Below are 13,938 nucleotides of genomic sequence, written 5' to 3' on the forward strand. Positions count from 1 at the left end.
CCTCTCGTCACCTCGGCTGTCTCTTCTCTGTCGGCTCTGATCAACGTGATCCGAAGGGCCACCAGTCACAGGAGGAACAGTGCGTCGCTCCCTCGTCGTCGCCATCGCGGCCGCCGCCATCGCCGCGCCGCTGGCGATAGGCACCGGCACCGCGTCCGCCGCGCCCAAGGCGAAGGCGGCCACGGCGCCGGTCGTCGACTTCAACAAGGACGGCTACGCCGACCTCGTGCTCGGCGCGGCGAACGCGACGGTCGGCGGGAAGCAGGAAGCCGGGTACGTGGCCGTCGTGTACGGGTCCAAGAGCGGGGCCGGGCAGGCGCACCGGAAGGTCGTCGACCGGGCCGGCGCCGGGGTGCCCGGGGACGTCACCGAGTACGGACGCTTCGGCAAGGAGCTGACCGCCGCCGACCTCGACGGGGACGGGTACACGGACCTGGTCGTCGGCGCCGCCTCGGGCGGCACGGTGGTGCTGTGGGGCTCCGCCGCCGGGCTCACGGACGCCGCCGCCGAACTGCCGGGCGCGGGCGGCTCCCTCGCCGTCGGTGACTTCGACGGCGACGGGCACCGCGACCTGGTGACGCAGGAGTACAAGGCCGCGCCCGAGAGCGACGACACCGGCATGACCGTCTCGTACGGGCCGTTCACGCGCGGCGGCGAGGCGGCCAGGAAGGACGCGATCGGCTTCGGGTCGTTCCGCGAGCTCGGCGAGTTCGTCGCGGGCGATCTGGACGGCGACGGCGTCGACGACCTCGTCACCAGCCACGGCTTCGAGGACCGGGCGTACGGCAGCCGGTTCTGGAAGGGCGCCAAGTCCGGCCTCGGCCACACGTACAAGGGCCTCAAGGCGTCCGTGGGCGGTGCCGTCGCGGACGTGGACGGCGACGGCTACGGCGACTTCGTCACCCGTGACAACGGCAGCAGCAACGAGGACCTCGACTCCGATGCGGGCACCGTCCGCGTCGACTACGGCAGCAAGGACGGGCCCGCCGCGACCCGCACCACGAAGATCACCCAGGACAGCCCGGGCGTGCCCGGCGTCGGGGAGAGGGGCGGGTACGTCGGCGACGTGTACTACAGCGGCGACCAGTTCGGCGCCTCGATCAGCGCGGGCGACGCCGACGGCGACGGCTACGCCGACATCGCCGTCGGCGTCCCCGGCGAGGACGTCACCGCCGCTAGAAAGAACGTTCTAGACAGCGGCAACATAGTTCTACTCAAGGGCGCCAAGAGCGGCCTCAGTGGCAAGGGCGCCCAGGCCTTCACCCAGACCACGCCCGGCGTCCCCGGCGCCTCCGAGAAGAGCGACAAGTTCGGCGCCGAAGTCCTGCTGTCCGACGTCAACGGCGACAAGAAGGCCGACCTGACCGTCACCGCCCCCTGGGAGGACGGCACATACCGGGACTCCGGCGCCGCCTGGGTGTTCAAGGGCGCCGCCACCGGCCTGACGACGGCCGGGATCAGCTCCTTCGGCCCGGCCGCGCTCGGCGCGCCCGAGAAGGACGCCCGCCTGGGCGAGCGCCTCGCGCGCTAGCGCCCGCACCACCACCCCTGACACACCAGCTCCGTACGCACACCACAGGAGAAACCTTGCGCCGCTCCCTCATCGCAGCCGTCGCGGCGGCCGCGGTCGCCGCACCGCTCATGCTCACCGCGACGGGCACCGCGTCCGCCGCGCCCCGGCCCCCCAAGGCGCCGGTGACGGACTTCAACAAGGACGGGTACGCCGACCTCGCGATCAGCGCCGCGTACGGCACCGCCGGCGGAAAGAAGAACGCCGGGTACGTCGCCGTCGTGTACGGGTCCAAGAACGGGCCCGACCGCGCGCACCCGCGCATCATCGACCGCACCACCCAGGGCGTGCCCGGCGACGCCCGCGAGGACGACCAGTTCGGCGGCCAACTGGTCACCGGCGACTTCAACAAGGACGGCTACACCGACCTCGTCGTCGGCGGTCACCCCATGACCAAGGCGGTCCTCCTGTGGGGTTCCGCCGCCGGTCTGACCGGGACCTCCGGCGAGGTCGCGAACGGCGCCTACGGCAACATCACGGCCGGTGACTTCGACGGCGACGGGAACCGCGACCTGGTGAACGAGGTCTACCCGGCGCACGACAACGACCGGGCCACCCTGTCCGTCTCCTACGGCCCGTTCACGGCCCAGGGCCACCCGGCCAGGAAGAAGGCCGTGCGCGTCCCCACGGAGCCCGGGCTCCTGGACGTGGTGGCCGGGGACCTGAACGGCGACGGCGTCGACGACCTCGTCACCAACGACGGCGACGAGGACGGGCCGTTCGCGAGCCGCTTCTGGAAGGGCACGCGCAACGGCCTCAGCGGCACCTCCGCGAAGGCCCTCAAGCCCTCCCGGGGCGGCGTCGTCGCGGACGTCGACGGCGACGGGTACGGCGACTTCGTCACCCGCGCGGTCAGCGGCGACGGCGAGGTGCAGTCCGACGACGAGGGCACCGTCCGCGTCGACTACGGCCACAAGAACGGGCCCGCCGCCACCCGCAGCGTGAAGATCACCCAGGACAGCCCGGGCGTGCCCGGCGCGGGCGAGCGGGGCGGCCCCATCCCCGGCGAGGGCGGCGAGTACCACCGCGGCGACCGGTTCGGCGCCGACCTCGGCGCGGGCGACGTCAACGGCGACGGCTACGCCGACATCGCCGTCGGCGTCCCCGGCGAGGACGTCAAGGCGGGCGCCGCCGAGGCCTACGACGCGGGCGGCGTCATCCTGCTCAAGGGCGCCAAGAGCGGCCTCAGCGGCAAGGGCTCCCAGGCCTTCACCCAGTCCACGGCGGGCGTGCCCGGCGTGTCCGAGACGGGCGACGGCTTCGGTAGCCGCGTCCTGCTCTCCGACGTCGACGGCGACAAGAAGGCCGACCTGACCGCCACCGCGTCCCAGGAGGACACCACCGTCCAGGACGTGGGCGCCGCCTGGGTCCTCAAGGGCACGAAGTCCGGCCTGACGGCCACCGGCAGCACGTCCTTCGGCCCGAACGCCCTCGGCGCCGCGACCGAGCGCGGCTACTTCGGGGCGTGGCTGGGCCGCTGACGCCTCCGGCTCAACCGGCGCGCGCCTCCAGCGAGTCCAGCCACGCGGTGAGGCGCGCGCCCTCCCGGGTCATGATCTCCGGGTCCCGCAGGGCGTTGGCCAGGAGCGACATGCCCTGGTACGCGGAGACGAAGGTGACGGCCAGGGCGTCGGGGTCCGGCAGGGCCAGGGCGCGGAACTGGTCCGCGGCCCAGTCGAGGAGGCGCCGGATCACCGCGGCGGCCGCCGCGTCGAGGACCCCGTCGGCACGCTTGTCGAGTTCGACGGCCAGCGTGCCAGTGGGGCAGCCGAGCCGCGCGGCGACCTCGCGCCGCTCGACCCACGCCGCGACGAGGGCCTTGAGGCGCTCGCGCGGGTCCGGCAGCTCGTCGAGCCCCGCCGTGATCTCGTCCAGGCGCGTGCTGTGCTCGGAAAGGGCGGCGCGGACCAGCTCGTCCTTGGTCTTGAAGTAGTAGTAGACGTTCCCGACGGGCACGTCCGCCGCGCGCGCGATGTCGGCGAGCGTGGTGCGTTCGACGCCCTGCTCGTGCAGCACCTGGGCGGCCGCGGCAGCGAGCCGCCGCCGCTTGTCGGCCCCACGCGCCCTCGGCTTCACTGAGTCGGTCACCCGACTAACTATAGGCAGGCGGCGAACGACCGTGCTACGGTCACACCCATCGAGTAAGTCAGTCAACTAACTAACTAATTCCGGGAGACTCCATGATCGTGGTGACGGGTGCGACGGGCAACATCGGCCGGACGCTGGTTCCCCTGCTGGCCGACGCGGGCGAGGAGGTCGTCGCGGTGTCGCGGCGGGACCGCTCCGCGGACCTGCCCGCCGGCGTGCGGCACGCCCGTGCGGACGTCGGGGACGCGGCGGGCATGCGGCCGGTCCTGGACGGCGCGGACGCGCTCTTCCTCCTGCTCGGCGGGGAGTTGAACAGCCGCGGCGAGAGCCCGGAGGCCCTCGTCGAGGCGGCCGCGCGGGGCGGGGTCAAGCGGATCGTCCTGGTGTCGTCGCAGCTCAACTCCACCCGCCCCGAGGCTCCTTCGCACGCGCGCCTGCGGGACTTCGAGGCCGCCGTGCGCGGCTCGGGGCTCGGCTTCACGGTCCTGCGCCCGGGCGGCTTCGCCTCGAACGCCCTCGCGTGGGCCGGGGCGGTCCGCGCCGAGCGCACGGTCCACGCCCCGTTCGCCGACGTGGCGCTGCCCGTCGTGGACCCGGCGGACATCGCGGAGGTGGCGGCGGCCGCGCTGCGCGAGGACGGGCACGCGGGGCGTACGTACGAGCTGACCGGGCCGGAGGCCGTCAGCCCGCGCCGGCAGGCCGAGGCGATCGCTCACGTCCTGGGCGAGGAGGTGGCGTTCGTGGAGCTGTCCCGCGAGCAGGCCCACGCCCACCTGGCGCGGTTCATGCCGGAGGAGGTCATCGGCGGGACCCTGGACGTCCTCGGTGTCCCGCTGCCCGCCGAGCGGCAGGTCAGCGGCGACGTGGAGCGGGTCATCGGCCGTCCGGCCCGCTCGTTCGCCCAGTGGGCGGCGCGCAACGCGGCCGCCTTCCGGTAGCGGCTAGCCCCACACCCGCGAGCACAGGACCAGGTGGTAGCCGTCCGGGTCGGTGACCGTCACGCCGTACTCGTCCCAGTACGGGTTGTGCGCGGCGACCCGGGTGCCGCCCGCCGCGACCAGGCGGTCCACCAGGGCCTCGGCCACCGGCTCGCCCAGGTAGACCACGAACAGGTCGTCCACCGTCGGGGTCGGGTCCAGCGGCTTCTCGGGGTCGTGGGTCAGCTCGAAGTGCCAGGAGCCGCCCTGCGGGCCGACCATCAGCAGGTCGTGCTTGCCGGGGACGCGCTCGGTGGACCGCCACAGGACGGCGAGGCCGAGTGCGTCCACGTAGAAGCGCTCGGCGGCGGCGAGGTCCCGCGAGGGGCGGGCCACGCGCACGTGCGTCGTCGCGTCGATCATCGCGCGGCCTCCGTCTTCGCGGCCTCCAGGGCGGCGCGCCACACCGGGCTGTCCACGTAGTGGTTGTCGAAGCGCTCGCTCGACTCGGCTATCTCCTTGAAGTCGGCCTCGCCGCGCAGCACGCGGCCGAGCAGGCGCAGGTAGTCGAAGCGGCCCATGCCCGGCGTGAAGACGAACAGGACGTCCGCCTCGTGGCCCGGCGCCGCCGCGAAGGCGTGCGGGGTGTGCGGCGGGACGGCCAGGAAGTCGCCCGCGTTCAGGACCTTGATCTCCTCGCCGAGCAGCACCTGGAGGGAGCCGCTGATCACGAAGAACAGCTCCGTGGCCTTGGTGTGGAAGTGGGCCGGGGCACCCACCGCGCCCGTGGCGAAGGTCGAGCGGTAGCTGGTGAAGCCCGCGGCGCCGCCCGCCTCGCCCAGGAGGGTCATGACGCTGCTCGGGTCGGCGCAGGTCTCGGCCTCGGCGTGGCGGGTCAGCACCGGCTCGAAGGTCGTGGTGGCGGTGTTCGCGGTGGCTGCGTTCTCGTTCATGATCAGAACTCTATGGCCAGAATGACTCCCCGAACAGGTCACTTTGGCTTGAAAATCATGGGTCAATTCTGCAGAGGGGCTGCCGGCCTACACGTCGAGGACCGGCAGGAGCTCCGGCAGGTGGCCGTCCGACGCGGCGGCCGCCCGCACGCGCTCGTCGGGGACCTCCCCGTACAGGGTCGTGCGCGGCTTCGCGGGCCGCCCCGCGGCCTCCGCGATCGCGACGAGGTCCTTGACCGAGCGGTACGAGCCGTAACCGGAGCCCGCCATCCGGGAGATGGTCTCCTCCATCAGCGTGCCGCCCAGGTCGTTCGCGCCGGAGCGCAGCATCTCGGCGGCGCCCTCCGTGCCGAGCTTCACCCAGCTGGTCTGGATGTTGGGGATGTGGGGGTGGAGCAGGAGCCGGGCCATGGCCGTCACGGCGCGGTTGTCGCGGGTGGTGGGGCCCGGCCGGGCGATGCCCGCCAGATAGACGGGCGCGTTCGTGTGGATGAAGGGCAGCGTCACGAACTCCGTGAAGCCGCCGGTCTCCCGCTGGATCGCGGCCAGGGTGCGGAAGTGCCCGAGCCAGTGCCGGGGCTGGTCGACGTGGCCGTACATCATCGTGGACGAGGAGCGCAGGCCCACCTCGTGGGCGGTCTTGACGACCTCGATCCACGTGGCGGCCGGGAGCTTGCCCTTGGTGAGGATCCAGCGGACCTCGTCGTCGAGGATCTCGGCGGCCGTGCCGGGGATGGAGTCCAGGCCCGACTCCTTGGCGCGCTGGAGCCACTCGCGGATCGACAGGCCCGTGCGGGTCGCGCCGTTGACGACCTCCATCGGGGAGAAGGCGTGCACGTGCATGCCCGGCACGCGCTCCTTCACGGCCCCGGCGATGTCGAAGTAGGCCGTACCGGGCAGGTCCGGGTGGATGCCGCCCTGCATGCACACCTCGACGGCGCCGACGTCCCAGGCCTGGGCGGCGCGGTCGGCGACCTGGGAGAGGGACAGGGTGTAGGCGTCGGCGTCGGTGCGGCGCTGCGCGAAGGCGCAGAAGCGGCAGCCGGTGTAGCAGACGTTCGTGAAGTTGATGTTCCGCGTGACGATGTACGTGACGTCGTCGCCCACCACGGACTTGCGGACGTCGTCGGCGACGGAGCAGAGCGCGTCCAGGGCGGCCCCGTCCGCGTGCAGCAGGGTCAGGGCCTCGGCGTCGGTGAGGCGGGTGGGGTCGTCGGCGGCCGTGGCGAGGGCGGAGCGGACGTCGCCGTCGAGGCGTGAGGGCACCATGCCGGGGGCGGCCTGCTCGCGCAGCGCCTCCCAGTCGCCGTACACCTCGTCGAAGTCGTCGCGCCGGTCGGCGGTGCGGCCCTCCGTGTCGATGGTGCGGTGCAGGTCGGTGCGGCCGGAGGAGGCCACGTACCCCTCGTCGGGCTCCTGCCAGGGCAGGCCGCGCACCTCGGCGTCGGGGTTCGCGAGCCCCGACTCCAGAGCGAGCGCGTCCACGTGCGGGCGCAGGCGCGGGTCGAGCCAGGGCTCGCCGCGCCGGACGAACTCGGGGTAGACGCAGAGGCGTTCGCGCAGCTCGAAGCCCTCTGCCGCGGACTGCTCGGCGAGCGCCTCGATCTGCGGCCAGGGCTTCTCGGGGTTGACGTGGTCGATGGTGAGCGGCGAGACGCCGCCCCAGTCGTCGATCCCGGCGCGGATGAGGCGGCCGTACTCGCCGTCGACGAGGTTCGGCGGGGCCTGGACGCAGCCGGAGGGGCCCATGACGTGCCGGGCGACGGCGACCGTGGCGACCAGGTCGTCGATCTCGGCGTCGGGCATGCCGCGCATCGCCGTGTCCGGCTTGGCGCGGAAGTTCTGGATGATCAGTTCCTGGACGCCGTGGTACGAGCGCGCCACGCGGCGCAGCGCGAAGAGGGACTCCGCGCGCTCCTCGTACGTCTCGCCGATGCCGATGAGCAGCCCGCTGGTGAAGGGCACGGAGGAACGGCCCGCGTCCTCAAGGACGCGCAGCCGGACGGCCGGTTCCTTGTCGGGCGAGCCGTGGTGGGGGCCGCCGGGCTCGGACCACAGCCGCTCGGCCGTCGTCTCCAGCATCATGCCCATCGAAGGCGCCACCGGCTTCAGGCGCTGGAAGTCCGTCCACGACATCACACCCGGGTTGAGGTGGGGCAGCAGGCCCGTCTCCTCCAGGATGCGGATCGATATGGCCCGTACGTACGCGATCGTGTCGTCGTAGCCGTGCGCGTCCAGCCACTCGCGCGCCTCGGGCCAGCGGTCCTCGGGCTTGTCGCCGAGGGTGATGAGGGCTTCCTTGCAGCCGAGCGCGGCGCCCTTGCGGGCGATGTCGAGGACCTCGTCCGGGGACATGAACATGCCGTGCCCGGCCCGGCGCAGCTTGCCCGGCACGGTGACGAACGTGCAGTAGTGGCACTTGTCCCGGCACAGCCGCGTCAGCGGGACGAACACGCTCTTCGAGTACGTGATGACCCCGGCGCGGCCCGCCGCCCGAAGGCCCGCGTCCCGCACCCGGGCCGCCGACGCCGACAGGTCCTGGAGGTCCTCGCCGCGCGCCTGGAGCAGCACGGCGGCCTCCGTCACGTCCAGCGTGACGCCGTCCCTGGCCCGCCTCAGGGCCCGCCGCATGGCGTTGGCTGTGGGACGTCCGGCGTCGGCGGGCTGTGCGCTGTTGGTCATGTCCTTGAGCATACGAGCGACAACACGTGACACCTACAGGCACTTCCGCCAGGTCGCGGCGGGCGCGCGGGCGCCGTCGCACGCGGCCCGCCGCCGCGCGCGAGCGCCCCCGTCGTCCCCACCCGTAAACCTGTCGATTCCCTTCCCTTACAGGGGAGTTCACGGCTCAATACCAGGGTTGCACGCACCACTCATGTCTCGTCGTCACCGTCGCCACCGACCTGGGGAGCCACCATGTGCGAGGACGAACGCCACCTGAACAGACGGGCGCTGCTCGTGACGGGGGCGGCCACCGCCCTTACGTTGGGAACCGTGAGCTTCGCAGACGACGCGGCAGCCGCCGAGCGGCGGTCCGGCAAGGAGACGAAGACCGTCAGGGGCACGCTGCCGACCGGTTCGCCCGACTTCGTCTACCTCCCGGTGGACGTGCCGCGCGGCGTGCGGGAGATCCACGTCGCCTACACCTACGAGAAACCGCCCGTCCCGGCGGGCACCGTCGGCAACGCCCTGGACATCGGCGTCTTCGACGAGCGCGGCACGGACCTCGGCGGCAAGGGCTTCCGGGGCTGGTCGGGCGGCGCCCGCACGGAGTTCTTCGTCCGCGCCGACGACGCGACCCCCGGCTATATCCCCGGGCCCGTGCGGGCGGGCCGCTGGCACATCGCGCTCGGCCCGTACACGGTGGCGCCGCAGGGCCTGCCGTACGAGGTGACCATCACCCTCACCTACGGCGCCCCCGGCACCACCCCGAAGCCCGTGTACCCGCCGGAGCGGGCCGGGGGGCGGGGCCGCGCCTGGTACCGCGGCGACTGCCATCTGCACACCTGGTACTCGGACGGGCGCCGCACCCCGGCCGAGATCGGCGCCCTCGCCCGCGCGGCGGGCCTGGACTTCATCAACTCCTCGGAGCACAACACGCACTCGGCGCACGCCCACTGGTCCGAGGTCGCGGGGGACGACCTCCTCGTCCTGCTCGGCGAGGAGATCACCACCCGCAACGGCCACGTCCTCGCGATCGGCACGGAGCCCGGCACGTTCGTCGACTGGCGCTACCGGGCCCGCGACAACCGCTTCGGCCACTACGCCCGCGCCGTCCGCCGCTCCGGGGGCCTCGTGGTGCCCGCGCACCCGCACGCCACCTGCGTCGGCTGCAACTGGAAGTTCGGCTTCGGCGAGGCGGACGCGGTCGAGGTGTGGAACGGCGCCTACTCGCCCGAGGACGAGGTCGCCCTCTCCGAGTGGGACAACGCCCTGGTGGCGGCCGCGCGCGGCGGGCGCCGCTGGACACCGGCGATGGGCAACAGCGACGCCCACCGCGACCCGGACCCGGTGGGCCGCCCGCAGACCGTCGTCCTCGCCGACGACCTGACGCGCGAGGCCGTCCAGGAGGGCATCCGCGCGGGCCGCTCCTACATCGCCGAGGCCAAGGAGGTCGAGCTGGCCTTCTCCGCAACCGGCGGCAAGGGCCGGCACGCGGGCATCGGCGAGCGCCTGCGCGTGGACGCCGACGCCCCCGTGACGGTGCGCCTGGACGTGAAGGGCGCCCCCGGCTGCACGATCCGCTTCGTGACGGACCAGGGCGTGCTGTTCACGAGCCCGCCCCTGCCGGAGTCCGGCACCGGCTCCGCCGAGTGGCGCACCACGGCCTCCTACGCGGCGTACGTACGCGCCGAGGTCCGCAAACCGCAGGTGGCGCCCCCGCTCCCGGGCCCGATGCGGGCGCTCACGAACCCGATCTTCCTGGGCCGCTGATCACCCCTTGCCCTGCGGCACCACCCGTACGTTGAAGGTGTGGGTGCCGAGGGCTCCCATGATGGCCACGAAGAGCAGGGCGAAGTGTTCCTGGCCGCGCGATGTTTCGATGCCGCCGAGGTCCAGCTGCGACGCCGGGCTCCACCCCAGGTCGGTGAGGAGGGTGCCGGTCACCGCCTTGGCGGCGGGGTCGTCGCCGGAGAGGAAGACGGTGCTCTCCTCGGCCAGGTCGTCCGGCGCGACCATGGCGGAGGAGTCCATCGTGGAGAGGGTCTTGACCACCCGGGCCGCCGGGAAGGCCCGCTGGATCTCCTCGCCGAGGGACACGCCGGTGTGGGTGAGGGCGAAGCCGTCGTCCTCGACTGTGAAGCCCACGGCGATGTCGACGAGCACCTTGCCGTCGAGGACGTCGGCGCCCGCCGCGCGCAGCAGGGCCACGGAGTCCGCGCCGGGCGTCGCGTTCACGACCACCTCGGCGCCGGCCGCCGCCTCCCGCACCTCCGCCACCGGGAGGCCAAGGTCCTTCCTGGCCTCGGGGTCGCGCGAGCCGAGCACCACCTCGTGTCCGGCGGCGGCCCAGGCCTTGGCGAGGGCGCGGCCGACGTTTCCGGTTCCGATCACTCCGATTCTCATGTCCGGGACGGTAGTTGGGGCCGCGACCGGCCCGTATCCGTCCCGGGGACCAGCCGGGGACCACTCCGGACCTAGTCCCCCGGTCCCGTAGCGGCCGGTCCCCCGCGGTCACCCCGCCCAGACCACGGACTGCGTCTCGCTGTACGCGGCAAGGGCGTAGGACCCGCAGTCGCGGCCCACCCCGCTGGCCTTGAAGCCGCCGAAGGGGGCCTCCATGTTGCGGGCGATGGTGTTCACGCCGACGCCGCCCGAGCGCAGCCGCCGCGCGACGCGGAAGGCGCGGGCCACGTCCGCCGACCAGACGTAGGAGAGCAGGCCGTAGTCGCTGTCGTTGGCGAGGTCCACCGCCACCTCCTCCGCGGCCTGCGGGGAGGCGCCGTCGAAGGGGACGGCCACGACGACCGGGCCGAAGATCTCCTCCCGGACCACGCGCATGCCGGGGGCGCAGTCGGCGAGCAGCGCCGGGGCGACGTAGAAGCCCGGGCCCGGCGGCCGCGTGCCGCCGGTGACCAGGCGCGCGCCCTCCTTGCGGCCGAGCTCCACGTACGACTCGACGCGGTCCCGGTGCGCCGCCGAGATGACCGGGCCGACCACGGTGCCCCGCGCCCGCGGATCGCCGACCTTCAGGTACGACGCGTACGCGGCGAGCTTCTCCAGGAGCGGCTCGTACACGGCGCGCTGGACGATCACCCGGGTCGGTGCCGTGCAGATCTGGCCGCTGTAGAAGGAGAACGTGGTGCCGATCCCGGCGACCGCCGCGTCCAGGTCCGCGTCCGCGAAGACGATCGCGGCCCCCTTGCCGCCCAGCTCCATGAGCTGCCGCTTCATGCCGCGCCCGCAGGCCTCGCCGATGCGCCGCCCGACGGCCGTGGAGCCGGTGAAGCTCACCATGTCGACGTCGGCGCACTCCACGGCCGCCTCGCCGACGGCGGTGGAGGTGCCGCTGACCACGTTCACCACACCGGGCGGGGCCCCGGCCTCGGTCAGGGCGGCGGCCATCCGGTAGACGGACAGCGGGTCCTGGGGGGCCGGTTTCACGAGGACGGTGTTGCCCATCGCCAGGGCGGGGGCCACCTTGCCCACCGCGTTGGCCCAGGGGTTGTTGTACGAGGTGACGCAGGTGACCACGCCGACCGGCTGGCGGATCGCCACGGCGCCGACGGCGGCGGCGCGGCCCAGCGGCCCCGCCTCGTTCACCTGCGGCGGCAGGGCGGCCTCGACGGGTTCGAGGGCCCCCTTCGCATACCGCCTGAAGCGGGCCGCGGCCACCGCGACCTGCATCGAGCGCGCCGTCGCCGTGGTCGCGCCGGTCTCGGCCCGGGCGAGCGCGGTGAGCGCGTCGGCGTCCCGCTGGAGGAGGCCCGCGGCCCGGTCGAGGACCGCCGCGCGCTCCTCGGGGGCCGTGCGCGACCACGGCCCGAAGGCCTCCCGCGCGGCCGCGGCGGCCTGCCGGACCTGCGCGGGGCTCGCCTCGGGCGCGCGGCCCACGACCTCCTCGCTCGCCGGGTCGAGCACGTCGTAGTGGCCGCCGTCGGGGGCGACCGGCTCGCCGCCGATGAACAGGCTCTCGGTGACGGTCACTTGGTGGCCACCGTCCGCGTGTCCCGGCCCGACCTGAGGACCCGGCCGGGCACCGCGCCCGTCACCACGTCGTCGCGGATCGCCTCGACGCCGTTGACCCACACGGCCCGCACCCCGAGCGCCTTGGAGTCCAGGCGCGGGCTGTCCCCCGGCAGGTCGTGCACGAGCGTCGCGGCGCCCGCGGCGATGGTCTCCGGGTCGAAGAGGACGAGGTCCGCGTGGTAGCCCTCCGTGACCCGGCCGCGCTCGCGCAGGCCGAAGAGGGTCGCCGGGTCGTCCGTGAGCATCCGCACCGCCCGCTCCAGGCCGACGAGCCTGCGGCCGCGCAGACAGTCGCCGAGGAACCGCGTCGTGTACGGCGCCCCGCACATGCGGTCCAGGTGCGCCCCGGCGTCGGAGCCGCCGAGCAGGACGTCCTCGTGCTCCCAGGTCCGGGCGCGCAGCGCCCACGACGCGGGGTCGTTGTCGGTCGGCATGGGCCACAGGACGGTCCGAAGCCGGTCGTTGGCGCAGATGTCGACGAGGCAGGCGAAGGGCTCCTGGCCGCGCTCGGCGGCGATGTCGCCGACCACCCGGCCCGCGAGCCCGGCGTTGGCGTCGGAGTACGTGTCCCCGATGACGTACCGGTCGAAGTGCGCGAGCCGCCGGAAGACGCCCGCCTCCTCGCCGGTGGCGCGCCGCAGCAGCTCCGCGCGTACGTCCGGATCCCGCAGGCGCGCGATGCGCTCGGGTATCGGAAGCCCCAGGACGTCCCCCCACCCGGGGATGAGGTTCAGGGCGCAGAACGTGCCCAGGGACATGTTCATCGGCGTGAGGATCGGCATGGTCAGGGCGACGATCCGGCCGCCCGCCTTCCTGGCGCGCTCGCTGGGTTCGAGCTGGCGCGGCACGCGGTCGGGCACGGCCGCGTCGATGGTGAGCACGTTCCAGTTCAGCGGCCGCCCCGCGGCCGCGCTCAGCTCCACGAGCAGATCGACCTCGGCGTCGTCGAACCGGTCGAGGCACCCCGCGACGATCGCCTCCAGCTGGGTGCCCTCGTGCTCGCCGACCGCCCGCGCGAGGGCGAGCAGCTCGGCGGGGCGCGCGTGCCGGGACGCCACCGGCGCGCCGTCGCCGTCCGAGTGCGTCGACGACTGGGTCGTGGACAGGCCCCAGGCTCCCGCATCCATGGCCTCGTGCAGCAGCGCGACCATCCGCTGAAGCTGCTCGTCCGACGGCTGCCCGCCCACGGCGTCGGCTCCCATCACGTACCGCCGCAGCGCGCAGTGGCCGACCATGAACCCGGCGTTGACGGCGATCCGCCCCTCCAGTGCGTCCAGATACTCCCCGAAGGACCGCCACGACCAGGGCGCGCCCTCTTCGAGCGCCACCAGCGACATGCCCTCGACCTTGGACATCATCCGGCGCGTGTAGTCGGCGTCCTCGGGCCGCGCCGGATTGAGCGGCGCGAGCGTGAACCCGCAGTTGCCGCCCGCGACGGTCGTCACGCCGTGGTTCAGCGACGGCGTGGCGTACGGATCCCAGAAGAGCTGCGCGTCGTAGTGCGTATGCGGATCCACGAACCCGGGCGCGAGCACGAGGCCGTGGGCGTCCTCGCTGGTACGGCTCTCCTGGGTGACCCCCGGGGCGACGACGGCGACCCGGCCGTCCTTGATGCCCACGTCGGCCACGCGGGCCGCGGCGCCGGTTCCGTCGACGACGGTGGCCCCCGTGATGAGGTGGTCAAGCATGGTGAGACGGCCTCCCAATCAAGCCCGTCCGG

At 73.6% G+C, this 13,938-nt stretch carries 11 protein-coding genes; 4 read left to right on the forward strand and 7 right to left on the reverse strand.

Annotation, left to right across the window (positions count from 1 at the left end; genetic code table 11):
- The first annotated feature begins 79 nt into the window (after window positions 1-79).
- Window positions 80-1,531 carry an FG-GAP and VCBS repeat-containing protein gene (locus tag CP982_RS19170; RefSeq protein ID WP_150511670.1) on the forward strand — a complete coding sequence of 484 codons (1,452 nt, stop codon included), beginning with the start codon at window positions 80-82 and terminating at the stop codon, window positions 1,529-1,531.
- Window positions 1,532-1,587: 56 nt separating this feature from the next.
- Complete coding sequence (locus CP982_RS19175; RefSeq protein ID WP_150511671.1) at window positions 1,588-3,051, forward strand: FG-GAP-like repeat-containing protein; 1,464 nt, start codon at window positions 1,588-1,590, stop codon at window positions 3,049-3,051.
- Between the two features lie 10 nt (window positions 3,052-3,061).
- Here CP982_RS19175 and CP982_RS19180 read toward each other — a convergent pair whose 3' ends face one another.
- Complete coding sequence (locus CP982_RS19180; protein WP_150511672.1) at window positions 3,062-3,658, reverse strand: TetR/AcrR family transcriptional regulator; 597 nt, start codon at window positions 3,656-3,658, stop codon at window positions 3,062-3,064.
- A gap of 92 nt (window positions 3,659-3,750) precedes the next feature.
- Here CP982_RS19180 and CP982_RS19185 point away from each other — a divergent pair, with 92 nt between their 5' ends.
- Window positions 3,751-4,596 carry an NAD(P)H-binding protein gene (locus tag CP982_RS19185; protein WP_150511673.1) on the forward strand — a complete coding sequence of 282 codons (846 nt, stop codon included), beginning with the start codon at window positions 3,751-3,753 and terminating at the stop codon, window positions 4,594-4,596.
- A gap of 3 nt (window positions 4,597-4,599) precedes the next feature.
- Here the strand turns inward: CP982_RS19185 and CP982_RS19190 are convergent, their stop codons facing one another.
- From CP982_RS19190 to CP982_RS19200, 3 genes are all read right to left on the reverse strand, one after another.
- Window positions 4,600-4,998, reverse strand: a complete 399-nt coding sequence (locus CP982_RS19190; RefSeq protein ID WP_150511674.1) for a VOC family protein — start codon at window positions 4,996-4,998, stop codon at window positions 4,600-4,602.
- Window positions 4,995-5,528 (reverse strand): cupin domain-containing protein, encoded by a 534-nt coding sequence (locus tag CP982_RS19195; RefSeq protein WP_150511675.1) that lies wholly within the window; start codon window positions 5,526-5,528, stop codon window positions 4,995-4,997. Before CP982_RS19195 ends, CP982_RS19190 begins: the two co-directional genes overlap by 4 nt.
- A gap of 87 nt (window positions 5,529-5,615) precedes the next feature.
- Window positions 5,616-8,210, reverse strand: coding sequence for a bifunctional FO biosynthesis protein CofGH (locus CP982_RS19200; protein WP_150511676.1), 2,595 nt, complete (start codon window positions 8,208-8,210; stop codon window positions 5,616-5,618).
- Between the two features lie 234 nt (window positions 8,211-8,444).
- On the opposite strand from CP982_RS19200, the gene CP982_RS19205 reads away from it, so the two are divergent.
- A complete protein-coding gene (locus CP982_RS19205; protein WP_150511677.1) occupies window positions 8,445-9,962 on the forward strand; it encodes a CehA/McbA family metallohydrolase in 1,518 nt (505 codons plus the stop codon).
- Here CP982_RS19205 and CP982_RS19210 read toward each other — a convergent pair whose 3' ends face one another.
- From CP982_RS19210 to CP982_RS19220, 3 genes are all read right to left on the reverse strand, one after another.
- Window positions 9,963-10,595 (reverse strand): NADPH-dependent F420 reductase, encoded by a 633-nt coding sequence (locus tag CP982_RS19210; RefSeq protein ID WP_150511678.1) that lies wholly within the window; start codon window positions 10,593-10,595, stop codon window positions 9,963-9,965. It lies immediately after the preceding gene.
- Window positions 10,596-10,703: 108 nt separating this feature from the next.
- Window positions 10,704-12,176, reverse strand: a complete 1,473-nt coding sequence (locus CP982_RS19215; protein ID WP_150511679.1) for an aldehyde dehydrogenase family protein — start codon at window positions 12,174-12,176, stop codon at window positions 10,704-10,706.
- Window positions 12,173-13,906, reverse strand: a complete 1,734-nt coding sequence (locus CP982_RS19220; protein ID WP_150511680.1) for an N-acyl-D-amino-acid deacylase family protein — start codon at window positions 13,904-13,906, stop codon at window positions 12,173-12,175. Before CP982_RS19220 ends, CP982_RS19215 begins: the two co-directional genes overlap by 4 nt.
- Between the last annotated feature and the right edge of the window lie 32 nt (window positions 13,907-13,938).

Source organism: Streptomyces spectabilis (assembly GCF_008704795.1).
Taxonomy (GTDB): domain Bacteria; phylum Actinomycetota; class Actinomycetes; order Streptomycetales; family Streptomycetaceae; genus Streptomyces; species Streptomyces spectabilis.

Bases quoted from the DNA above. Each gene is read 5' to 3' on its own strand.
- CP982_RS19185 (WP_150511673.1), top strand. From the start codon at position 3,751: ATGATCGTGGTGACGGGTGCGACGGGCAACATCGGCCGGACGCTGGTT.
- CP982_RS19190 (WP_150511674.1), bottom strand. From the start codon at position 4,998: ATGATCGACGCGACGACGCACGTGCGCGTGGCCCGCCCCTCGCGGGAC.
- CP982_RS19195 (WP_150511675.1), bottom strand. From the start codon at position 5,528: ATGAACGAGAACGCAGCCACCGCGAACACCGCCACCACGACCTTCGAG.
- CP982_RS19200 (WP_150511676.1), bottom strand. From the start codon at position 8,210: ATGACCAACAGCGCACAGCCCGCCGACGCCGGACGTCCCACAGCCAAC.
- CP982_RS19205 (WP_150511677.1), top strand. From the start codon at position 8,445: ATGTGCGAGGACGAACGCCACCTGAACAGACGGGCGCTGCTCGTGACG.
- CP982_RS19210 (WP_150511678.1), bottom strand. From the start codon at position 10,595: ATGAGAATCGGAGTGATCGGAACCGGAAACGTCGGCCGCGCCCTCGCC.
- CP982_RS19220 (WP_150511680.1), bottom strand. From the start codon at position 13,906: ATGCTTGACCACCTCATCACGGGGGCCACCGTCGTCGACGGAACCGGC.